Below are 20,254 nucleotides of genomic sequence, written 5' to 3' on the forward strand. Positions count from 1 at the left end.
CACGCCGATCAACCATTGCGGATTGCGCCAGGCCGGCCTATGGCGCATTCATCGAGAGCGCTTTAAAGTCCCGAACACGTTTCACGTTGACCGGGAGGGCGCATGTCGACCGCACCGATGCCCCAGTTCCCCACCGGCTTCCGCTGGGGCGTGTCCACATCGGCCCACCAGATCGAGGGCGCCACCGCCGCCGATGGGCGCGGTCCGTCCATCTGGGACACGTTCGCGCACTCGCCCGGCCGGATCAGCGACGGCAGCACCGGTGCGGTGGCCTGCGACCACTACCACCGGCACACCGAGGACGTCGCGTTGCTGGCCGGGCTGGGCGTCTCCGCGTACCGGTTCTCCATCGCCTGGCCCCGGGTGCAGCCCACCGGCACCGGCCCGGCCAATGCTCCCGGCCTGGACTTCTACGACCGCCTGGTGGACGAGCTGCTGACCGCCGGCATCGACCCGGTGGCCACCCTGTACCACTGGGACCTGCCCCAACCGCTCGAAGACGCCGGCGGCTGGCTGCACCGCGACACCGCCGCCCGGTTCGCCGAGTACGCCGACCTGACCGCCGCCCGGCTCGGCGACCGGGTCCGGCTCTGGATCACGCTGAACGAGCCGTTCATCCACATGAGCATGGGGTACGGGATGGGCGTGCACGCCCCCGGCCGGATGCTGCTCTTCGACGCCTTTCCGGTCGCCCACCACCAACTGCTCGGGCACGGGCTCGCGGTCGCCGCACTGCGGGCCCACACCGCCAGCCCGGTCGCCATCGCCAACAACTACTCCCCGGTGCGGGTGCTCGGCGACCGCGACGCCGACCGGGCCGCCGGTGCCGCGTACGAGGCGCTGCACAACCGGCTCTTCACCGATCCGCTGCTCGGCCGCGGCTACCCGGAGCTGCCCGGCCTCGACCCGGGCCTCATCCAGCCCGGCGACCTCGACACGATCGCCGCACCGATCGACGTGCTCGGGGTCAACTACTACAACCCCACCGGGGTACGCGCTGCCGAGGAGGGTTCGCCCCTGCCGTTCGACCTGGTCCCGCTGGACGGCTACCCGCGCACCGCCTTCGACTGGCCGGTGGCCCCCGACGGGCTGCACGAGCTGCTCGGCTGGCTGCGTGACACCTACGGAGACGCGCTGCCGCCCATCGAGATCACCGAGAGCGGCTGCGCCTACGACGACGCACCCGACGCCGACGGGCAGGTGACCGACCCGGAGCGGATCACGTACCTGGACGGGCACCTCCGGGCGGTCCGTGCCGCCATCGACGACGGGGTGGACGTGCGCGGGTACTTCGTCTGGTCGCTGCTGGACAACTGGGAGTGGGCCGAGGGGTTCACCAAACGCTTCGGGCTGGTGCACGTCGACTACGCCACCCAGACGCGTACGCCGAAGTCGTCGTACACCTGGCTGCGGGACGTGATCGCGGCCGGCCGGCCGGGGTCGACGCGGTGACCACCCTCGACCCGACGCCGGCGTCGCTGCCGGGGGCGCTCGCCGAGCCGACCGTGCCGGTCCGGCGCGGCTGGATCGGTTTGATCTTCGCGGCCAACCTCGGCGTGTGGATGGCGTTCTTCACGCCCATCCAGGTGCTGCTGCCCCAGCAGATCGAGCAGATCGCCCCCGGCGACAAGGAGAACATGCTGGCCGTGGTCACCGGCCTCGGCGCGCTGGCCGCGGTGCTGGCCAACCCCCTCGCGGGCGCGCTCTCCGACCGGACCTGCCTGCGGATCGCCGGCCGCGAGTTCGGCCGTCGGCACGTCTGGACGGCGGGCGGGGCGCTGCTCGGCGCGGCGGCCCTGGTGCTGCTGGCCCAGCAACGGACCATCCTCGGCGTCGCCCTCGGCTGGGTCGCAGCGCAGGTCTGCTTCAACGCGATGCTGGCCAGCCTCACCGCCGCCATCCCGGACCGGGTGCCGGTGGCGCAGCGTGGCGGCGTCTCGGGTTGGGTGGGGATCCCGCAGGCGCTGGGGCTCGTGCTCGGCGCGGTGCTGGTCACCGCCCTGGTCACCGGCAACGCCGCGGGCTACCTGGCCATCGCGGTGGCCATCCTGCTGCTGTCGCTGCCGTTCGCGCTGCTCACCCCCGACGAGCCGCTGCCGCGTACGCATCGGCCGGCGATCCGGGCGCGGGCGCTGCTGGCCTCGATGTGGATCAGCCCCCGCCAGCACCCGGATTTCGCCTGGGCCTGGATCACCCGGTTCCTGGTCCAGTTGGGCAACGCCCTGGGCACCCTCTACCTGCTGTACTTCCTCACCGACGGGGTGCGCCACCCCGACCCCGAGGGCGGCCTGCTCGTGCTGATCCTGCTCTACACGCTCGGGATGATGCTGACCGCGGTGGTCGCCGGCCGGCTGTCGGACCGTTCCGGGCGTCGCAAGATCTACGTGATCGCGTCCGGGCTGATCATGGCGGTGGCGGCGCTGCTGCTCGCGGTCGCGCCGGTCTGGCCGATGGCGATCGTCGCCGCGCTGCTGCTCGGCGCCGGCTACGGCGTCTACCTCTCGGTGGACGCCGCGCTGATCACGCAGGTGCTGCCCCGGGCCACCGACCGGGCCAAGGACCTCGGCGTCATCAACATCGCGAACTCGGCGCCGCAGGTGCTCGGGCCGGCGCTCTCCGCCCCGCTCGTGGTGTACCTGGGCGGCTACCCCACGCTCTACGCGGTCACCGCGGTGGTCACCCTGATCGGCAGCGCGCTGGTCGTCAAGATCCGCTCGGTGCCCTGAGTGTTAGGAAGGGACCCTTGTACAACGCCGGACGATAAGAAGGGGCCCTTCCTTACACGGTCGACGGTCGCCGTAGGCTGGGGGCGTGACGGTACGTGTGCGCTTCGCCCCTTCCCCGACCGGTATGTTCCACGTCGGCGGCGCCCGCTCGGCGCTGCAGAACTGGATCTACGCCAAGCAGCAGGGCGGGGTGTTCGTGCTGCGTATCGAGGACACCGACGCGGCACGCAACAAGCCCGAGTGGACCGAGGGCATCCTCTCCGCGCTGGACTGGATCGGCATCTCCCGGGGCAGCTACGAGGGCCCGTACTTCCAGTCGGAGAACGCCGGCGAGCACCGGGCCGCCGCCGCCCGCCTCTACGAGTCGGGCCGCGCCTACTACTGCGACTGCACCCGTGAGGACGTGCAGGCCCGCACCGGCTCGCAGTACCAGGGCTACGACGGCTACCACCGCGACCGTGGCCTCGGCCCGGGCCCGGGGCACGCGCTGCGCTTCCGTACGCCCGACGAGGGCACCACGGTGGTGGTCGACCTGATCCGTGGCGAGCCCACCTTCGAGAACAAGCTCATCGAGGACTTCGTCATCGCCCGGGGAGACGGCTCGCCGGTCTTCCTGCTGGCCAACGTCGTCGACGACATGACCATGGGGATCACCCACGTGATCCGGGCCGAGGAACACCTGCCCAACACCCCCAAGCAGCAGCTGCTCTGGGAAGCCCTCGGGGTCAAGCCGCCGGTCTGGGCGCACGTGCCGGTGGTGGTCAACGAGAAGCGGCAGAAGCTCTCCAAGCGCCGGGACAAGGTCGCCCTGGAGGCGTACCGCGACGAGGGTTACCTCTCCGGCGCGATGCGCAACTACCTGATGCTGCTCGGCTGGGCCCCGTCCGGCGACCGGGAGATCGTGCCCTGGTCGGTCATCGAGGACGAGTTCCGGCTGGAAGAGGTCAACCTCTCCTCGGCGTTCTTCGACGAGAAGAAGCTGCGCGCGTTCAACGGCGAGTACATTCGGGCGCTGCCGGTGGCCGAGTTCGTCGACACCTGCCAGCCGTGGCTGACCGGCACCGGGACCATCGCGCCGCCGCCGTGGCAGCCGGAGGAGTTCGACGCCGACGCGTTCGCCGCCGTGGCGCCGCTGGCCCAGACGCGGATCGCGGTGCTCAGCGAGATCGTGCCGAACGTCGACTTCCTCTTCCTGGCCTCGCCGCTGATCGACGAGGCCGCCTGGACCAAGACGATGAAGGACGGCTCCGCCGAGCTGCTGGACGACGCCGTCGCGGCGTTCGAGGCGCTGGAGTCCTGGGACGCCGAGTCGTTGAAGTCGACGCTGGAGGCGGTCGGCGCCGAGCGTGGGCTCAAGCTCGGCAAGACGCAGGCGCCCGTGCGGGTCGCGGTCACCGGCCGCACCGTGGGGCTGCCGCTGTTCGAGTCGTTGGAGGTGCTCGGCCGCGAGCGCACCCTGACCCGGATGCGCGCCGCCCGGCTCCGCCTGGTCTAGACGAGAGTAAGTCCTGGCTCAAGACGGGGCTGCGAGCGCAGCGAACGGCGCTCGCCATCCGCTCTGGCTGCCTGCCGTGCCGATGTGCTGTTGAGCGATATACCTCAGAGGTATGAATATGACTCTGAGGTATATCGCTCACTACCGCATCCGCCCCCAACCGGGGTGACCGACGGTCACCGCCGGCCGCCGGCTGCGCCCACGGCCCGAGCCAGGGTCAGGACTTACTACTCCAGGCCACCGACCTTGTCGCGTCGACGGCGGAACATCAGAGCGGCGGTGCCCAGCGCGGCCAGCAGCAGGCCGCCGAGCGCCCAGAGCCACCAGCGACCGCCGGAGTCGGACTTCTCCGACGCCGCCGGCACCGTGGACGCCGTCGGGCTGCCGGGGGTGGCCGACGCCGGCGCGGCTGAGGCTGAGGCCGTAGCAACTGTTGACGGGTCAGTCGAGGGCGCTCCGGCCGACGGCGAGGCGGACGGATTGGCGGCGGTGCCGGTCGTGAGGGTGAACCGCACCTCGCCCTTCACCGGGTGCCCGTCGGAGGACGCGAGCTGGTAGCCCACGATGTAGAGACCCGCCGCTGCCGGCTTGAACGGCACCCGCACCCGGCTGCCGTCGAAGACCGGTGGGCCGCCAGCGACCACATTGTCCGGCCCGGTTATTGTGATCTTCGTCGTTGCCGGTGGCGGCTTGGCGAGGAACCGCAGCTCGATCCGGGCGGGTGCCGTCGCCACTCGGGCACCGTCACGCGGGTCGCTGCCGGTCAACGAGTTGTGCGCGGCCGCTGGCGTCGGCGGCGCCAGAAACGACACACCGAACGCCACGCCGAGCACCACTGGCACAACCCGCACCGTACGTGTAACCCTGCCCCCCATGAACCCCTCCGTAAGGGTACGATCCGCCCGCTGATCAAACGGCTCCTCATTAGTCGAGCCGAGATCGCAGATAGTTCCAAATACTGTTCCACAAGCTGCAACTCATCGACGTTCCCCGGAGTCTGTAAGGATGACCCCGGCCATCCGGTCGGCTTCGCACCGACAGACCGGTCCGGACGTCACAACGATGCCATCCATCGAACGGGGCGAGGAGGCGGGATGGTCCGACAGATGAGGCGGTTGGCCGCCGTGCTGGCGGGCGCGCTGGCGACGGCGCTGCTGTCACTCGGCACCGCAGGCCCGGCCTCGGCGGCGCCGAAGCCCGCACCCGCCGGAGTGGACATCACCGGCGTGGGGCTGTCCGCGCCACTGCGGTTGCGCGCGGAAACGCAACCCGCCCACGTCGGAGCGGTCATCGACCAGGTCAACTTCCTCGGTCAATCCGGCATGGCCAACGGCCCGAAACCGGCCGACCTCGGTCCGAAGTACACGGTCGTGGTGCTCGCCGGCGAGACGCCGAAGCAGACGTACGACCTCTATCCCAAGGCGGTCGGTGGCCCCCGGGTCTACCGGCCGGCGAAGCAGCCGGACGGCCGCAAGACCAGCGCCGGTTGGTTCCTGGGTCGACTCAGCATGTCCGAGACCCTGCGCACCGCCGGCGTGCCGCTGGAGCGGCAGTTCGACACGGTCAGCGGCGGCGTGGGCGGCGGCGAGCGGGTGCTCCCGGAGGACACGCTCGACCCCGCCAAGGATCTCGACGAGGCGCTCGGCGACCTGCAACGACTGCTGCTGCTCAACGTCGGGGTGATGCTCACCATCACGGTCGGCCTCGCCGGGATCGCCCTGCTGATCCGCCGTCGTACACGCTGATCCGCCGTCGCACGCTGAACAGCCGCACACGCTGAACAGCCCCGCACGCGCTGAACAGCCCCGCACGCGCTGAACCCGCGCCCGTTGAACCGCCGCGCCCGCTGGTCAGCGGCGGGCGGTGATCAGCACCAGCGGCGGGGTGGGCGTTCGCGGCGGGTGGCCCGCGGACGCGGCCGGACCGGGCCGTGCCGGTGCGCCCCGGCCCAGCCGGGAAGTTCGCTGAGGCAACCAGCCGGGACGTCGACGTCGGGCTCACCGAGGGCGGCGGGCTCGCCGGAACGCTGACGCGGAAGAGGGCTCTCGTCGTCGGCCCGACCGGCGAGCGGCTCCGCCGGGTGCGATGGCGCGCCGCCGACCGACCGGCGGTGCTTACCGGCCGGCTGCGGGTCGTGCCCCGGCCGGCAGGGCTCGCCCTGGGCGCAGCCGTGTTCGGCCTCCCCGTGCGCCATCCCCGGTCTCCTCACGTTCGTCTACCCCCGGGTGCTCCCCCGACGTGCCCTGTCACCGTACTGGCCGGGACCGACGGGCCGCGCACGGCGTACCCGGGGTCAGGACCGGGCGGCCCACCGAGACGACGGTGAGCGCGAGAACCCGTTGCGCAGTTCACAGCCTCTTTTCGCGCCGTTCACCCGTGGGTCGCCAGCGGAGTCGGTTCGGCGGTCAGTGGGTCCGGTGAGCCTCCAGGTCGACCCGGGTGAAGAGCGCCCGCAGCGTCACGCCGTGACCGGCGAGCGCCTGCGCCCCGCCCTCGGCCCGGTCGATGACACAGAGGGCGTGCTCGACCCGGGCACCCAGTTCGCGTAGTTGGCCCGTCGAGATGACCACCTGACCGCCGGAGGTGACCACGTCCTCGACCACGAGCGTCCGCCGACCGACCAGCTCGGCCCCCTCGGCCAACCGGGCCGTCCCGTACGGCTTGGCGTTCTTGCGGACAAAGGCGCAGGGCAGCCCGGTGTGCCGGCCGAGCGCGGTCACCACCGGGATCCCGCCCATCTCCAGGCCGGCGAGCACCTCGGTGTCCGTCGGAACGAGGGGTGCCAGCTGGGCGGCCACCCGGTCCAGCAGGCGAGGGTCCGCCTCGAAGCGGTACTTGTCGAAGTACTCGTCGGCGGTCCGCCCGGAGCGGAGCACGAACGTTCCCGTCAGCCGGCAGGTGGCGTCGATCTCACGAGCCAGCGCGGCCCGAGCTTCCCCATCAGTCATGATGATCATTCTTCTGTCATCGGGGCGCTTTTCGCGTACCCCTTTCGGCGCATGCCGGGGGCGGCGGTGTCCTCCCCCGGTCGGACTCCGACCGGGTGCGGCTGTGGTGGGATCGGGGCATGCGTCCGCCACCGTGGCTCGGCTCCGGCACCCGCGGCCGGGATCTGGCGCTGGCCGGGGCGTCGCTGGCCGGCGGCCTGGTGCTGTGGACCCTCGGTTGGCAACCGCAGATCCGTCCGTACCCGGACGTGCCGCCCGCGCTGTTCCTGCCACCGCTGCTGGCGATGTGCGTCGCCGTGGGTCTGCGCCTCGTCGCTCCGCGCACCAGCCTGACCGTCGGCACCGCGGCAGTGGTGGTGGACATCGCGCTCGGCGGATCACTGGGGACGATCCTGATCTACACCCAGGTGCTCTACGACGCCTGCGTCTACGGTCCGCCACGGCTGTGGCGGTGGCTGCTGTGGGCGACCATCGGGCTGAGCCTGGTCGGTGCGATCGTCGGCGTGGTCCTCGCCGACCAGTGGAGCGGGGTCGCCATCGGGGTGCTGGTGGTGCTCGTCGGCCTGCTGCCGGTCCTGACCGGGATCAGCGTGCGGCAGTACCGCGACCAGGCTGCCGCCGAACGCGCCCGGGCCGAGCAGACCGCCCGGCTGGTCGAGTTGGATCGGCGGCAGGCGGTCAGCGCGGAGCGGGCCCGGATGGCCCGGGAGCTGCACGACGTGGTCGCCAACCACCTCAGCGCGGTGGCGATCCACGCCACCGCCGTGCTGTCCGTGCCCGGGCTGGACCGCGGCCAGGTCGAGTCGGCGTTGCGGGTGATCCGGGAGAGCAGCGTGCAGGGCCTGGCCGAGATGCGTCAGATGATCGAGGTGCTACGCGAACCGGGGCCCGGGGGCGGGCCCGCCCCGACGGGCGACGACGCGGCCCTGCCGGAGCTGGTCAGCGCGCGGCTCGCCGAGACGGACGACCTGGTCGAGCGGGTCCGGGCCGCCGGCCTCGCGGTGCGGGTGCGCACCGACGGCGCGCCGGGACCGCTGCCGGTGGGGGTGGACCTCGCCGCGTACCGGATCGTGCAGGAGTCGCTGACCAACGCGCTCAAGCACGGCACGGGTGAGGCGGACCTGACCATCGCGTACCGGCCGGCGGAGGTGGTGCTGACGGTGGAGAACCCGGTACGCCGGGACGGGGCCGGGCTACCCGGCGCCGGCGCCGGACTGATCGGGATGCGGGAGCGCGCCACCCTGCTGGCCGGTCGGTTCAGCGCCGGACCGCATGACGGCCGCTGGCAGGTCCGAGCCGCGCTGCCCATCGGGGAGGGCGGGTGAACAGGGGCGCGGTCGCGGCGACGGTACGGGTGGTGCTCGCGGACGACCAGCCGGCGGTACGGGCCGGCCTGGCCCTGATCCTGGACGGTTCGCCGGGCATCGAGGTGGTCGGCGAGGCGGCCGACGGCGACGAGGCGGTGCGGTTGTGTCGGGAGTTGCGCCCGGACGTGGCGGTGCTGGACGTACGCATGCCTCGTCGGGACGGAATCTCCGCCACCCGGGAGATCGTCACCGATGTGCTCGCCGACGTGCTGGTGCTCACCACCTTCGACCTCGACGAGTACGTCTTCGGCGCGTTGCGGGCCGGCGCGGCCGGGTTCCTGCTGAAGGACACCGACGCCGACGGTCTGGTGGACGCGGTGCGTACGGTGGCGCGTGGCGACGGCTTCATCGCTCCCGCCGTGACCCGCCGGTTGATCACCGCTTTCGCGGCCACCGCGCCGACCGCGTCGGCCGACACCCGGGCCGCGCTGGGCACCCTCACCCCGCGTGAGCGGGACGTGCTGGCCTGCCTCGGCCTGGGCCTGTCCAACCAGCAGATCGCCGATCGCCTGGTGCTGGCGGAGAGCACCACCAAGACCCACGTGAGCCGGATCCTGGCGAAGCTGGACCTGCGTAGCCGGGTGCAGGCCGCGATCCTGGCCCAGGAGCTGGGCCTGCCCGCTCCCCCGCACCCGTGAGCCCCGCGGGAGTCCACCCTGGACATCGGTGGCCGTCGACCCGTCGTACGCTTTCCGCCATTCACGCCGATGGCGGCTGCTCAGAATGGGGACGATGTGCGACGTTCGTGGGGCACGACGATCATCGTGGCGCTGACCATCGGAGCAAGCGGTTGTGACGGCGCGCCCTCAGTGAAGGGGACCTCGACCTTCGTGCCTTCGGCGGGGGTGTGCCACGCCACCGCCTCCGACGAACGCAGCCCCGAGGCGTACACCCCCATTCCCTGCTCTTCGAAACACGAGGTGGAGACGTTCCTGGTCGGCCGAATCACCGGCCCGGAGGGCGCCGCGTCGGGGCCGCCGGACGCCGACACCGAGGGGATCTCGCGGCTGTACGAGGCCTGCGACGCCGGGGCCGCCCCCTTCCTGGGCGGCGAGTGGCGCGAGTCACGGGTGGCGATGCGGACGCTGGTCCCGTCGGCTGCGCGCTGGAAGGCGGGTGAGCGGTGGTACCGCTGCGACCTGCTGGAGATGCACGCGGTGGACCGGTGGTTCCCGAACCCCCGGGCGAACAGCCTGCGCGGCGCCCTGGCCGGTGACTCACCGCTGAGGTACACCTGTTTCACCGATCCGACCGAGTCCGGCGATCTGCCACCCGCCTCCTGCACCGGGCCGCATGACACCGAGTTCGCCGGCATCTGGCGGGCCGAGCCGGAGGTCGGGGAACTCACCGACGACATCGTGGACGCGGGGTGTCTGACCACCGTCTCCCGGTACGTCGGGGTGTCCGAGCCTGACGTGGAGAGCCGGTTCCAGGTGTTCGGGTTCACGCCGGAGGGCGAGCCCGAGTGGCAGGCGGGCAGGCTCAGCGTGGGGTGTTTCCTGCACAGCCCCGAAGGAGTGCTCAAGGCGTCGGTCAAGGGTGCCGGTCGGAAAGCCCTCACCATTACCCGCTGACCGGTGCCGACGTGGATGGCCTGCTCAGAACGTGTCAGGCTAGGGCGGTGAGCACGCCGGGCGGTGGAGACCTGTCGGCCACGCTGCGCCGGATCGAACGTTCGGCGGGGGCGTTGGCCACCTCCAGCGTGGCCCGGATGGACGAGACCCTGCCGTGGTTCCGGGCGCTGCCGGCCGACCAACGCTCCTGGGTGATGTTGGTGGCCCAGGCCGGTGCCCGGTCGCTGGTGCAGTGGTTGCACGACGGCGGCGGCACGGCGGACAGCACCCAGGAGGTCTCGGACGAGGTCTTCGCCGCCGCTCCACAGGCGCTGGCCCGGTCGATCACCCTCCAGCAGACCGTGGCGTTGATCAAGGTGACCATCGACGTGGTCGAGGAGCAGGTGTCGCACCTGGCCGCCGAGGGCGAGGAGCAGCAACTACGCGAGGCGGTGCTGCGCTTCTCCCGGGAGATCGCGTTCGCCGCCGCCCGCGTGTACGCACGGGCCGCCGAGTCGCGTGGCGCGTGGGACGCCCGTTTGCAGGCCCTGCTGGTCGACGCGCTGCTGCGCGGTGACTCGCCGGACGTGCTGGCCAGCCGGGCCGCCGCGCTCGGCTGGGCGGACGCGCCGCCGGTGGCGGTGGCGGTCGGTCGGTCGCCCGGCGGGGAGGTCTCCGCGGTGCTGCACGTGGTCTACCGGCAGGCCCGCCGGATCGGCGTGGAGGTGATCGGCGGTGTCCACGGCGACCGGCTGGTGATCGTGCTGGGTGGTGCGGCAGACCCGCTGACCGCCACCGCCAAGTTGCTGAGCGCGTTCGGGGACGGGCCGGTGGTGGTCGGTCCGGCCGTGCCGAGCCTCGACGAGGCGACCGAGTCGGCGCGGGCCGCGTTGTCCGGTTTCCGGGCCGCGCCGGCCTGGCCCAGCGCCCCCCGGCCGGTGCCGGCCGCCGACCTGTTGCCGGAGCGGGCTCTCGCGGGCGACGCCGAGGCCCGCCGGCGGTTGCGGCACGACGTGTACGCCACGCTGGTGCGCGCCGGTGGCGAACTGCTGGCGACCCTGGACGCGTTCCTCGCCGCCGGCGGCACACTGGAGAGCGCCGCGCGGGCGCTGTTCGTGCACCCGAACACCGTGCGGTACCGGTTGCGGCGGATCGCCGAGGTGACCGGCTTCTCGCCGTTGTCTCCCCGGGACGCGTTCGCCCTCCAGGTCGCGCTGACCGTGGGCCGGTTGGATCCGGTCGCCCCGCTCACCTCGCCTGTCCCGACTCAGACAATGACCCCGGCCACCCGGAAAACCACCCAAAACGAGGATGATCCTCGCCGATCTTTGTAGGAAACCTCCAAAGGTACTAGTGCGGTTTGGTCGGGGGCGGCACAGCGTTACCCGCGCGTATCCGGGAGAGTCATAGGCGTGCTCGCCGTACTTAGTCCCGGCCAGGGTTCTCAGAAACCCGGCTTCCTGACCCCCTGGCTCGACCTGACCGGCACCGAGGCGCGCCTGCGCGAGTGGTCGGAGTTGGCCGGGGTCGACCTGATGCATCTGGGCACCAACGCCGACGCCGACGAGATCAAGGACACCGCCCGCACCCAGCCGTTGCTGGTCGCCGCGGCGCTGCTCGCCGGCGAACACCTGCCGCTGGACGACGTCGCGCTCACCGCCGGTCACAGCGTCGGCGAGTTGGGTGCCGCCGTACTGGCCGGCGTGCTGTCGGCCGAGGCCGCGATCAGCCTCGCCGGGGTTCGTGGCCGGGAGATGGCGGCCGCGTGCGCGCTGGAGCCGACCGGCATGGCCGCGGTGCTCGGCGGCGACCCCGACGAGGTGCTCGCCGCGATCGAGGCGAACGGGCTGTACCCGGGCAACCGCAACGGCGCCGGCCAGATCGTCGCCGCCGGCGCGCTGGACGGGCTCGACAAGCTCGCCGCCGAGCCGCCCGCGCGGGCACGGATCATCCGACTCAAGGTGGCCGGAGCGTTCCACACCCCGTACATGGCCCCGGCCGAGGCCGCGCTCGCCGCGGTCGCCGCCGAGATCACCCCCGCCGACCCGGCCCGCCTCCTGCTGTCGAACCTCGACGGCACGGCGGTCGACAACGGCCCCGACATGGTGCGGCGCCTCGTGCGTCAGGTCACCGCGCCGGTGCGGTGGGATCTGTGCATGCGTACGCTGGCCGACCTCGGGGTCACCGGCGTGATCGAGTTGCCACCGGCCGGCACTCTCGCCGGGCTGGTGAAGCGGGACCTCAAGGGCGACGGCGCCCCGGAGATCGTCACCCTGAACACCCCGGACGACCTGCCGGCCGCACGGGACCTGATCGCCCGCATCGGAGGTCGTTCATGACTGGCAGTCGCATCGTCTCGATGGGGCACTACCAACCCTCCCGGGTGGTGACCAACGACGACATCGCCCAACTCGTCGACACCAACGACGAGTGGATCCGTGACCGGGTCGGCATCGTCAGCCGGCGGATCGCCGACACCGAGACGGTGGCCGACATGGCCGCCGCCGCCGCCGGCAAGGCGCTGGCCAACTCGGGCCTGACCGCCGCCGACATCGACCTGGTCGTGGTGGCCACCTGCACCTCCATCGACCGCAGCCCCAACGTGGCCTGCCGGGTCGCCGCCAAGCTGGGCATCGCCGCCCCGGGCGCGTTCGACGTCAACACCGCCTGCTCCGGCTTCGCGTACGCGCTGGGCACCGTCGACCACGCCATCCGGGCCGGCGCGTCGCGCAACGCGATCGTCATCGGCGCGGAGAAGCTCTCCGACTTCACCGACTGGACCGACCGCTCCACCTGCATCATCTTCGCGGACGGCGCGGGCGCCGCCGTGGTCTCCGCCACCGCCGACGACGAGCCGGCCGGGATCGGGCCGGTGGTCTGGGGTTCGGTGCCGGAGAAGAGCGACGCGGTCCGCATCGAGGGCTGGCGCCCGTACGTCCAGCAGGAGGGGCAGGCGGTGTTCCGCTGGGCCACCACCGCGCTGGCGCCACTCGCGCTGCAGGCCTGCGAGCGGGCCGGAGTCGACCCGTCGGAGCTGGCCGCGTTCGTGCCGCACCAGGCCAACGCCCGGATCATCGACGGCATCGCCAAGCGGCTCAACATCCCCAACGCGATCATCGCGAAGGACATCGTCGAGTCCGGCAACACCTCCGCGGCGAGCGTGCCGCTGGCCCTGTCCAAGCTGGTCGAGCGTCGGGAGGTGCCCTCGGGCGCGCCGGTGCTGCTGTTCGGTTTCGGCGGTGGCCTGACCTACGCCGGTCAGGTCGTCCGCTGCCCCTGATGACCCCCTCGGGCGCGTACGCGTCCAGGAGTGCGGTCGGCGACGCCGTCCGCCGGAAACCCCGATGAAAGGAACCAACCGCAATGACCCGTGACGAGATCACCACCGGCCTCGCCGAGATCCTCGAAGAGGTTGCCGGGGTGAACCCGGACGACGTGGCCGAGGGGAAGTCCTTCACCGACGACCTCGACGTCGACTCGCTCTCCATGGTGGAGGTCGTGGTTGCCGCCGAGGAGAAGTTCGGCGTCAAGATCCCGGACAACGAGGTGCAGAACCTCAAGACCGTCGGTGACGCCGTCAGCTACATCGCGGCGCAGTCCTGATCATGAGTCGTCCTGACGTCGTCGTCACCGGGCTCGGCGCGACGACCCCGCTTGGCGGGGACGTCGCGTCGACCTGGGACGCCATGCTCGCCGGCCGCTCCGGGGTGAGTGCTCTCACCCAGGAGTGGGCCGCGCAACTGCCGGTCCGGATCGCCGCCCAGCTGGCCGTGGAGCCGTCCGAGGTGCTGGACCGGGTCCGACTGCGTCGGCTGGACCGTTCCGAGGCGATCGCGATCATCGCGGCGCAGCAGGCCTGGGCGGACGCCGGCCTCGCCGGCTCCGACCTCGACGGGGAGCGGCTGGCCGTCAGCGTCGGCTCCGGCATCGGTGGCGCCACCACCCTGCTCGCCCAGGACGACATCCTGGAGGCCTCCGGGCCACGGCGGGTCTCCCCGCACACCATCCCGATGCTGATGCCGAACGGTCCGGCCGCCTGGGTCGGGCTGGAGTTGGGCGCGAAGGCCGGCGTGCACTCGGTGGCCAGCGCCTGCGCCACCGGCGCCGAGGCGATCGCCCTCGGCCTGGACATCATCCGCTCCGGTCGGGCCGACGTGGTGGTGGCCGGCGGCACCGAGGCGGTCATCCACCCGCTGCCGATCGCCGGCTTCAGCTCGATGCGGGCCATGTCGACCCGCAACGACGAGCCGGAGCGCGCCTCCCGCCCGTGGGACCGGGGCCGGGACGGTTTCGTCCTCGGTGAGGGTGCCGGCATCGTGGTGCTGGAGCGGGCCGAGCACGCCGCGGCCCGGGGCGCCCGGGTGTACGCGCGCCTCGCCGGCGCCGGTATCACCTCCGACGCGTACGACATCGTGCAGCCGCACGCCGAGGGCGAGGGTGCCGTCCGTGCCATCGCCAAGGCGATCGCGGACGCGGACGTGGCGAAGCGGGACATCGTGCACGTCAACGCGCACGCCACCTCGACCCCGGTCGGGGACATGCTGGAGATCGGCGGGCTGCACAAGGCGCTGGGTGACCACCCGGTGCTGTCCGCGACGAAGTCGATGACCGGTCACCTGCTCGGTGCGGCCGGCGCGCTGGAGTCGATCGCCACCATCCTGGCCATCCGCGACAGCGTCGTCCCTCCGACGATCAACCTCGACGACCCGGAGCCCGGCCTCACCCTGGACGTCGCCGCGCACAAGGCCCGCCACATGGAGATCCCGGCCGCGTTGAACAACGCGTTCGGCTTCGGCGGCCACAACGTGGCTCTCGTCTTCGCACGGCCCTGAGCAAGGTTTCGCTTTAAAAGTAAGGAAGGGCCCCTTCTTATCGCCTGGCGATAAGAAGGGGCCCTTCCTTCGTTCAGCCCCGGTTGCGGGGGTGCTGCTTCGCGGTGCGCTCGTTGCCGTGGCGGTAGTTGCCGGTCCAGCGGGCCATCACCAACTGCGGGTCGTCGTCGACCTCGGCTAGGAATTCCGCCGCCCGGGCACCGCGCAGTGTGCCGGCCACCCGCCCGTGGTGGGTGATCACCACCGTGCCGTCGGCCCGTCGCACGTGCCGGAATCCTTCTGCCACTCCCATGCCTGGAGACTGTCAGTCCGCTCGAACCGGGGCGACCCGTTTTCGCCGGCCGAGGTCAGTGGGAACCGGCTTTCCTCAGGGACGCCGATCCGCACGGGCTCGGCTGCCTGGCCAGTGACAGCTACCATGCGGACGTGCCCGACGACAGCGCGGACGGCATCGGCTCAGAGCCCGGCCGACGGTTCGTGGTCTGCGGCGACAACGCTCTGGCCCGCCGACTGGTCACCGAACTGGTCGACCGGTACGGCGTCACGGTCACCGTCCTGCTGCCGTCGTTGACCGAGAATCACGCGCCGGACATCGCGGAGCTCGCGTCGGACGCCGAGGCGACGGGCCCACGCCCCGAGGTGGTGGTGGCCCGCCGGCTGACGGCCGAGGTCCTGGACCAGGCCGGCGTACGGGCTGCGGCGGCGGTCGCGCTGGTCAGTGCCGATGACGTGGCCAACGTGGACGCCGCATTGATCATTCGGGAGTTCGACCCGGACGTCCGGATCGTGGTCCGCCTGTTCAACCCGGTGCTCGGCGAGGGCGTGGCCACCATGCTCGGCGACTGCGCGGTCCTGTCCGGTTCGGAGATCGCCGCGCCCGCGTTCGTCGCGGCCACCCTGGGCGACGACACGCCGACCTTCCTCCGGCTGCCCGACGACGAGCTGCTGCGCACGGCGAACCGGGACGCGCTCGACCCGGCGACGACGGACGTGGTCTGCGCGCTGGCCGACACCAGCGGCCCCGAGCCGATCACTCTTCCGGAGGACGAGGACTCCGCCGATCTGGTGCTGGTGCGGGCGTACGGCCAACGGCGTCCGGTCCGGGCCCGACCCCGGCGGCGTCTGCTGCGGACCGCCCGGCTGGTCCTCGGCAGACGCCTGCGCTGGGCGCTGGGTGCCTCGGCCGCGCTGCTCATCGTCGGTAGCCTCCTGCTCGGGCAGGCCCGGGACCTGGACCCGGTGCAGGCCGGCTACCTGACGCTGCTCACCGCCCTGGGCAGCGCGGAGGCCGACCCGGCCGCTTCACTGGTGGAAAAGCTCACCGCCCTGCTGCTGGTGGTCACCGGCGTGGCCCTGGTTCCCACGGTGACCGCGCTGGTGGTCGACTCGGTGGTACGGGCCCGGTTGGCGGTCGCGGCCGGTCGGCTCACCGACCCGCTCGACGACCACGTCATCGTGGTCGGGTTGGGCAACGTCGGCACCCGGGTGGTGCAGGAACTGCACTCGTTCGGCGTGACCGTGGTGGCGGTGGACCGGGCGCCGACCGCTCGTGGCGTGGCGGTGGCCCGCGAGCTGGGCGTGCCATTCCTGATCGGCGACGCGACCAGCCCGGAGACGTTGCGGGCGGCGTCCGTGTCGACCTGCCGCGCCCTGGTGGTGCTCTGCGCGGATGATGTGACCAACCTGGAGACCGCACTGCTCGGGCGTTCGCTGCACACGACGGCGACCGGCGGTGTGGCGGCTCCGCTGCGGGTGGTGCTGAGGCTTTTCGACGAGGGGTTCGCGCAGCGGGTGCAGCGCGCGTTCGGGATCAACCACTCGCGCAGCGTCTCGTACCTGGCCGCGCCGGCGTTCGCCGCGGCCATGATGGGCCGCGAGGTGATCGACACGATCTCGGTGGGTCGGCGGGTCCTGCTGGTTGCCGAGCTGCCGGTCGGGGCCGGCTCGGATCTGGAAGGCCGCTCCTGTCCGCAGGTCAGCCGTCCGCGGGAGGCCCGGGTGATCGCGATGCGGACCGGGCGGGCCGGGCAGACGATCTGGTCGCTGCCGCAACGGCGGCCTCTGGTGCGTACCGATCGGTTGCTGGTCGTCGCCACCCGGGCCGGGCTGGCGGCGCTGCTCGCCCGCACGGTGGCCAGCGCCGACCCGCCGCCGACGTCGCCGGCCACGATCGGCGGGACGCCACTACGGCTGCTGCGACCACCGGCGACGCGCCACCCGGCCGACCCGCCGGGAACGAACGCCCTGCCGCACCCCTCCGGCGCGGACGGCACCGATCCGCCAACGGCCGAGGGCGGGCTCTGACGGGTCAGGTGCCGCAGGTGGTGGCGGGCAGGCCGGGCACGGTCACCGGGGACCGGCCGCTCGGCCGGGCCTTGCCGGCCAGCACGGCGGCCAGCCCGGTCATCGACGCCCGGCTGGACGAGTAGGTGGCCAGCAGCGTCGGCGACTTCGCGCCGGTCAGCACGTACGGGGTGTCCATGGCGACGGTGACCGCCGCGTCGGGACGCAGGTCGTTGGCCCCGTCGCCGTAGCCGACCAGGTGCACGATCGTGCCGCCGCTGGGCTTCACCTGCACCCCGGCTGCGGTCAGCGCGGCCCGGGTGCCGTCCCGCCCGCCGGAGGAGGTGACGGTGATCGGTCCGGGTACCGCCCCGCCGCAGGTGCCGCGCAGCATGGTGACGGCGGCGGCGGCCAGCGCGTCGGCCGCCGCGCGGTGCTCCGGGGCGTTGAGCGTGGACATCTGCGCGGCCGGGGTCTCCGCGAGACGGAATTTCATGGTCAGCACCCGGGTGACCGCCTCGACCAGCCGGGTCCGGGGCAGTGACCCACCGCGCAGCGCGGCGAGAAGCCCGTCGTACGCCTGACCGACGTTCGGGGTCATCAGGATGAGGTCGTTACCGGCGTTCAGCGCGCGGACGGCCGCCTCGCCGGGCGCCCAGCGCTTCGCGGGGGGCATGTTCATCCCGTCGGTGATCACCACGCCCTTGAAGCCGAGCTGGCCGCGCAGGACGTCGGTGAGCAGCTTGTGCGAGAACGTCGCCGGGGTTCCCGGGTCGATCGCCCGTGCGTCCAGGTGGCCGGACATCACCGCCATCGCTCCGGCGTCCATGCCGGCGGTGAACGGCGGCCAGGCGCCGGTCTGCAACGCCTCGGCGGACTGGGTGAGCACCGGCAGATCCTGGTGCGAGTCGTCGGCGCTGTGGCCGTGCCCGGGGAAGTGCTTCAGGGTGGCGGCGACCCCGACCGCCTGCAGGCCACGGACGGCACCGCCCACCTGCGCCGCGGCCTGCTTCGGGTCGGAGCCGTACGACCGGGACCCGATCACGGTGCTGCGGGTGGCCAGCACGTCGGCCACCGGGGCGAAGTCGACGTTGATTCCCATCGCCGCCAACTCGGCACCGGCGGCCCGCCAGGCGGCCTCGGTCAGCTTCGGGTCGCCGGCCGCGCCCGCCGCGAGCGCGCTGGGCAGCAGGGTGACCCCGTCGGTCACGCGGGTGACGACGCCGTACTCCTGGTCGGTGCCGATCAGCAGCGGCGCGGGGCCGGCGGCGAGCCGACCGGCGGCGGCGCGCAGCCCGGTGGTGAGTTCGTGCACCTGCTTCGGGTTGTCGACGTTGGTGGTCTCCTGGTTGCCCTTGGTCGGGTCGTCGGCGCTGAAGCCGACCAGGATCAGACCACCCAGCCGATACTTGCTGATCATGTCGGCGGGGGTGTCGACTCCGGCGAGGGCCTGGTTGCCGGCGGCCGAACCGGCCGAGACCTTCGTCGCCGAGTCGCCGTAGGCGTACGGCATCAGCACCTGGCCGACCAGGTCTTCGTCGGACAGCGTGGCGACCAGCGCGGTGGCCCTGGCGGCGGGATCGCTGGCTGGCGGCGCGGCGGAGGTGCCCGGCGCTGTGGAGGTGCCGCCCGGGCTCGGCGTCGGGGCCGGGCGTTCGGCGGCACCCGAGCAGCCGGAGACGAGCAGCACGGTCAGAGCGGCGACTGCGACGGCGGCGCGCCGCGGGCGATTCGACACGCGGCCTATCCCATCAGTTCCCCCTTATCGGGGCAACTTGACCTTTCCGCCCGCAGGGGTCCACCGACGACATGCGTGCAGGTTGCCCGACCGGCACGCGTACGGGTCAGCCGACCCGGGTGAGCAACGTCACCGGCGCGCCGTCGCCGGCGTAGCGGAAGGGCTCCAGGTCAGCGTCCCACGCGGTGCCCAGCGCCTTGTCGAGGGCGTGCGCCAGCGCCTCCGGGGCCCGGGAGGCGGCCATCAGCGCCCGTAGCCGGTCCTCGCCGAGCTGGATGTCGCCGGCCACGCCGACGGTGGCCCGGAACAGGCCACGGGCCGGCACGTACATGAAGCGTTCACCGTCGGCGCCGGGACTCGGCTCCTCGGTGACCTCGAAACGGATCATGGGCCACTGCCGTAGGGCAGCAGCCAGCTCGGCGCCCGTCCCCGGACGACCGGTCCACCCGCACTCGGCCCGGCGTGCGCCGGGGTCGACGGGCTGAGCCGTCCACTGCAGGTTGACCGGCGCGGCTAGGACGCGCGCGATCGCCCACTCGACGTGCGAGCACACGGCGAGCGGGGTCGAGTGGACGTATACGACGCCACGCGTTGGCACGGTGACCTCCCGGAGAGCGAGGTGCGTCTTCCCCTACGACCTCGACCACCCAGGTGGCTCGTGCAACACATGATGACTCCTGTGACGCGTGGTGCGCCAGGGAATCGGAAAAAACGCCGGGCGGAATAGCCGGACGGGTGGCTGCCGTTGCCTCTCAGGACACCGCGACGACCAGCATGATGTCGTGGTCCTGTACAGTTCCACCGGCGGCTTATGCCGCGTTACACCTACGCGAGCCGAGTCCACGTTCGGCCCGCACACAGCCCCCGGACGTCCAGTCCTCCCGTACGTCTTGCAAGGAGTACCTCCGTGGCGAGCAACACCTCTAAGACCGCGCGCGCGTCAGTCCGGGCCGGCCAGGCTGGCCAGGGTGGCGCCCTCAGCGTGCTGGGCGAGTTCAAGTACCTCATCCCGCTCAACGGCGGCAAGCACGCCTACGTGCGGAACCTGACCAACGGCAAGACCGCGCACCTGCGTACCGACTCGGACGCCTTCGTCGAGGAGATCCGCGTGCTGGCCGCTGCCGGCCACGCCGCCAAGATCCGGGCGGAGATCAACAACCTGGCTGCCACCCACCCGGGTGACGGCTGGGAGGCCACCGAGAAGCGCCTCGTCGCGGCCGGTGTCTTCGAGGGCTGAGCCCTCCCCCACCGCATCATCTGAAACCGCCCGTCGGGAGTTCCCGGCGGGCGGTTTCGCGTGTCCCGGGCGAGA

The 20,254-nt window shown here is 72.3% G+C and carries 19 protein-coding genes and 1 pseudogene; 14 read left to right on the forward strand and 6 right to left on the reverse strand.

The window, feature by feature from the left end; all coding sequences use genetic code 11:
• The first annotated feature begins 102 nt into the window (after positions 1 to 102).
• The 3 genes from ABGB10_RS04035 (at position 103) to gltX (ending at position 4,221) form a co-directional block, all read left to right on the forward strand.
• Positions 103 to 1,452: a GH1 family beta-glucosidase gene (locus ABGB10_RS04035; protein ID WP_347659472.1), complete on the forward strand. Its 1,350-nt coding sequence runs from the start codon at positions 103 to 105 to the stop codon at positions 1,450 to 1,452.
• The gene (locus ABGB10_RS04040; protein ID WP_347659473.1) at positions 1,449 to 2,726 is read left to right on the forward strand and encodes an MFS transporter; all 1,278 of its coding nucleotides are present in this window, start codon (positions 1,449 to 1,451) and stop codon (positions 2,724 to 2,726) included. The genes ABGB10_RS04035 and ABGB10_RS04040 overlap by 4 nt, the downstream gene beginning before the upstream one ends.
• An 85-nt stretch (positions 2,727 to 2,811) precedes the next feature.
• Positions 2,812 to 4,221 (forward strand): glutamate--tRNA ligase, encoded by a 1,410-nt coding sequence (gltX, locus tag ABGB10_RS04045; protein ID WP_347659474.1) that lies wholly within the window; start codon positions 2,812 to 2,814, stop codon positions 4,219 to 4,221.
• A 227-nt stretch (positions 4,222 to 4,448) separates the two neighbouring features.
• Here the strand turns inward: gltX and ABGB10_RS04050 are convergent, their stop codons facing one another.
• Positions 4,449 to 5,063, reverse strand: a complete 615-nt coding sequence (locus ABGB10_RS04050) for a copper resistance CopC family protein (RefSeq protein WP_347659475.1) — start codon at positions 5,061 to 5,063, stop codon at positions 4,449 to 4,451.
• Between the two features lie 252 nt (positions 5,064 to 5,315).
• Here ABGB10_RS04050 and ABGB10_RS04055 point away from each other — a divergent pair, with 252 nt between their 5' ends.
• Positions 5,316 to 5,966, forward strand: a complete 651-nt coding sequence (locus ABGB10_RS04055) for a hypothetical protein (protein WP_347659477.1) — start codon at positions 5,316 to 5,318, stop codon at positions 5,964 to 5,966.
• A gap of 122 nt (positions 5,967 to 6,088) precedes the next feature.
• Here ABGB10_RS04055 and ABGB10_RS04060 read toward each other — a convergent pair whose 3' ends face one another.
• Positions 6,089 to 6,415 carry a hypothetical protein gene (locus tag ABGB10_RS04060; protein WP_347659479.1) on the reverse strand — a complete coding sequence of 109 codons (327 nt, stop codon included), beginning with the start codon at positions 6,413 to 6,415 and terminating at the stop codon, positions 6,089 to 6,091.
• A 211-nt stretch (positions 6,416 to 6,626) separates the two neighbouring features.
• Positions 6,627 to 7,169: an orotate phosphoribosyltransferase gene (locus ABGB10_RS04065; RefSeq protein WP_347659481.1), complete on the reverse strand. Its 543-nt coding sequence runs from the start codon at positions 7,167 to 7,169 to the stop codon at positions 6,627 to 6,629.
• A 119-nt stretch (positions 7,170 to 7,288) separates the two neighbouring features.
• Between ABGB10_RS04065 and ABGB10_RS04070 the strand changes: the two genes are divergently transcribed.
• The 8 genes and pseudogenes from ABGB10_RS04070 to fabF all read left to right on the forward strand — a co-directional run bounded on the left by ABGB10_RS04070 (position 7,289) and on the right by fabF (position 14,921).
• Complete coding sequence (locus ABGB10_RS04070; protein WP_347659483.1) at positions 7,289 to 8,494, forward strand: histidine kinase; 1,206 nt, start codon at positions 7,289 to 7,291, stop codon at positions 8,492 to 8,494.
• Positions 8,491 to 9,174, forward strand: coding sequence for a response regulator transcription factor (locus ABGB10_RS04075; RefSeq protein WP_347659485.1), 684 nt, complete (start codon positions 8,491 to 8,493; stop codon positions 9,172 to 9,174). The genes ABGB10_RS04070 and ABGB10_RS04075 overlap by 4 nt, the downstream gene beginning before the upstream one ends.
• Before the next feature lie 171 nt (positions 9,175 to 9,345).
• Positions 9,346 to 10,110 (forward strand): septum formation family protein, encoded by a 765-nt coding sequence (locus ABGB10_RS04080; RefSeq protein ID WP_347659487.1) that lies wholly within the window; start codon positions 9,346 to 9,348, stop codon positions 10,108 to 10,110.
• 11 nt (positions 10,111 to 10,121) lie between these two features.
• Positions 10,122 to 11,423 carry a helix-turn-helix domain-containing protein gene (locus ABGB10_RS04085; protein ID WP_347659489.1) on the forward strand — a complete coding sequence of 434 codons (1,302 nt, stop codon included), beginning with the start codon at positions 10,122 to 10,124 and terminating at the stop codon, positions 11,421 to 11,423.
• A gap of 78 nt (positions 11,424 to 11,501) precedes the next feature.
• Positions 11,502 to 12,410: pseudogene (locus ABGB10_RS04090) on the forward strand (ACP S-malonyltransferase); the annotation flags it as partial.
• A 14-nt stretch (positions 12,411 to 12,424) separates the two neighbouring features.
• Positions 12,425 to 13,369, forward strand: coding sequence for a beta-ketoacyl-ACP synthase III (locus ABGB10_RS04095; protein WP_347659491.1), 945 nt, complete (start codon positions 12,425 to 12,427; stop codon positions 13,367 to 13,369).
• An 83-nt stretch (positions 13,370 to 13,452) separates the two neighbouring features.
• On the forward strand, positions 13,453 to 13,692 hold the full coding sequence (locus ABGB10_RS04100; RefSeq protein ID WP_030330276.1) for an acyl carrier protein: 240 nt from the start codon (positions 13,453 to 13,455) through the stop codon (positions 13,690 to 13,692).
• Positions 13,693 to 13,694: 2 nt separating this feature from the next.
• Complete coding sequence (fabF, locus tag ABGB10_RS04105; RefSeq protein ID WP_347659494.1) at positions 13,695 to 14,921, forward strand: beta-ketoacyl-ACP synthase II; 1,227 nt, start codon at positions 13,695 to 13,697, stop codon at positions 14,919 to 14,921.
• A 73-nt stretch (positions 14,922 to 14,994) separates the two neighbouring features.
• Here fabF and ABGB10_RS04110 read toward each other — a convergent pair whose 3' ends face one another.
• Positions 14,995 to 15,213 (reverse strand): hypothetical protein, encoded by a 219-nt coding sequence (locus ABGB10_RS04110; RefSeq protein WP_347659496.1) that lies wholly within the window; start codon positions 15,211 to 15,213, stop codon positions 14,995 to 14,997.
• Between the two features lie 134 nt (positions 15,214 to 15,347).
• On the opposite strand from ABGB10_RS04110, the gene ABGB10_RS04115 reads away from it, so the two are divergent.
• A complete protein-coding gene (locus tag ABGB10_RS04115; RefSeq protein ID WP_347659498.1) occupies positions 15,348 to 17,225 on the forward strand; it encodes an NAD-binding protein in 1,878 nt (625 codons plus the stop codon).
• Between the two features lie 4 nt (positions 17,226 to 17,229).
• Here the strand turns inward: ABGB10_RS04115 and ABGB10_RS04120 are convergent, their stop codons facing one another.
• Together ABGB10_RS04120 and ABGB10_RS04125 are read right to left on the reverse strand one after the other, a co-directional pair.
• Positions 17,230 to 18,951 carry a glycoside hydrolase family 3 N-terminal domain-containing protein gene (locus ABGB10_RS04120; protein WP_347659698.1) on the reverse strand — a complete coding sequence of 574 codons (1,722 nt, stop codon included), beginning with the start codon at positions 18,949 to 18,951 and terminating at the stop codon, positions 17,230 to 17,232.
• 97 nt (positions 18,952 to 19,048) lie between these two features.
• Complete coding sequence (locus ABGB10_RS04125) at positions 19,049 to 19,540, reverse strand: DUF3145 domain-containing protein (RefSeq protein WP_347659500.1); 492 nt, start codon at positions 19,538 to 19,540, stop codon at positions 19,049 to 19,051.
• Positions 19,541 to 19,849: 309 nt separating this feature from the next.
• Between ABGB10_RS04125 and ABGB10_RS04130 the strand changes: the two genes are divergently transcribed.
• Positions 19,850 to 20,179 (forward strand): hypothetical protein, encoded by a 330-nt coding sequence (locus ABGB10_RS04130; RefSeq protein ID WP_030330285.1) that lies wholly within the window; start codon positions 19,850 to 19,852, stop codon positions 20,177 to 20,179.
• Positions 20,180 to 20,254: the final 75 nt, after the last annotated feature.

The organism is Micromonospora sp. B9E7 (assembly GCF_039871815.1).
Classification (GTDB): Bacteria; Actinomycetota; Actinomycetes; order Mycobacteriales; family Micromonosporaceae; genus Micromonospora.

What these genes read in the sequence shown, in the direction of transcription:
- ABGB10_RS04035 (WP_347659472.1), top strand. Translation starts at nt 103, where the DNA reads ATGTCGACCGCACCGATGCCCCAGTTCCCCACCGGCTTCCGCTGGGGC.
- ABGB10_RS04055 (WP_347659477.1), top strand. Translation starts at nt 5,316, where the DNA reads ATGGTCCGACAGATGAGGCGGTTGGCCGCCGTGCTGGCGGGCGCGCTG.
- ABGB10_RS04060 (WP_347659479.1), bottom strand. Translation starts at nt 6,415, where the DNA reads ATGGCGCACGGGGAGGCCGAACACGGCTGCGCCCAGGGCGAGCCCTGC.
- ABGB10_RS04065 (WP_347659481.1), bottom strand. Translation starts at nt 7,169, where the DNA reads ATGACTGATGGGGAAGCTCGGGCCGCGCTGGCTCGTGAGATCGACGCC.
- ABGB10_RS04070 (WP_347659483.1), top strand. Translation starts at nt 7,289, where the DNA reads ATGCGTCCGCCACCGTGGCTCGGCTCCGGCACCCGCGGCCGGGATCTG.
- ABGB10_RS04095 (WP_347659491.1), top strand. Translation starts at nt 12,425, where the DNA reads ATGACTGGCAGTCGCATCGTCTCGATGGGGCACTACCAACCCTCCCGG.
- ABGB10_RS04100 (WP_030330276.1), top strand. Translation starts at nt 13,453, where the DNA reads ATGACCCGTGACGAGATCACCACCGGCCTCGCCGAGATCCTCGAAGAG.
- fabF (WP_347659494.1), top strand. Translation starts at nt 13,695, where the DNA reads ATGAGTCGTCCTGACGTCGTCGTCACCGGGCTCGGCGCGACGACCCCG.
- ABGB10_RS04110 (WP_347659496.1), bottom strand. Translation starts at nt 15,213, where the DNA reads ATGGGAGTGGCAGAAGGATTCCGGCACGTGCGACGGGCCGACGGCACG.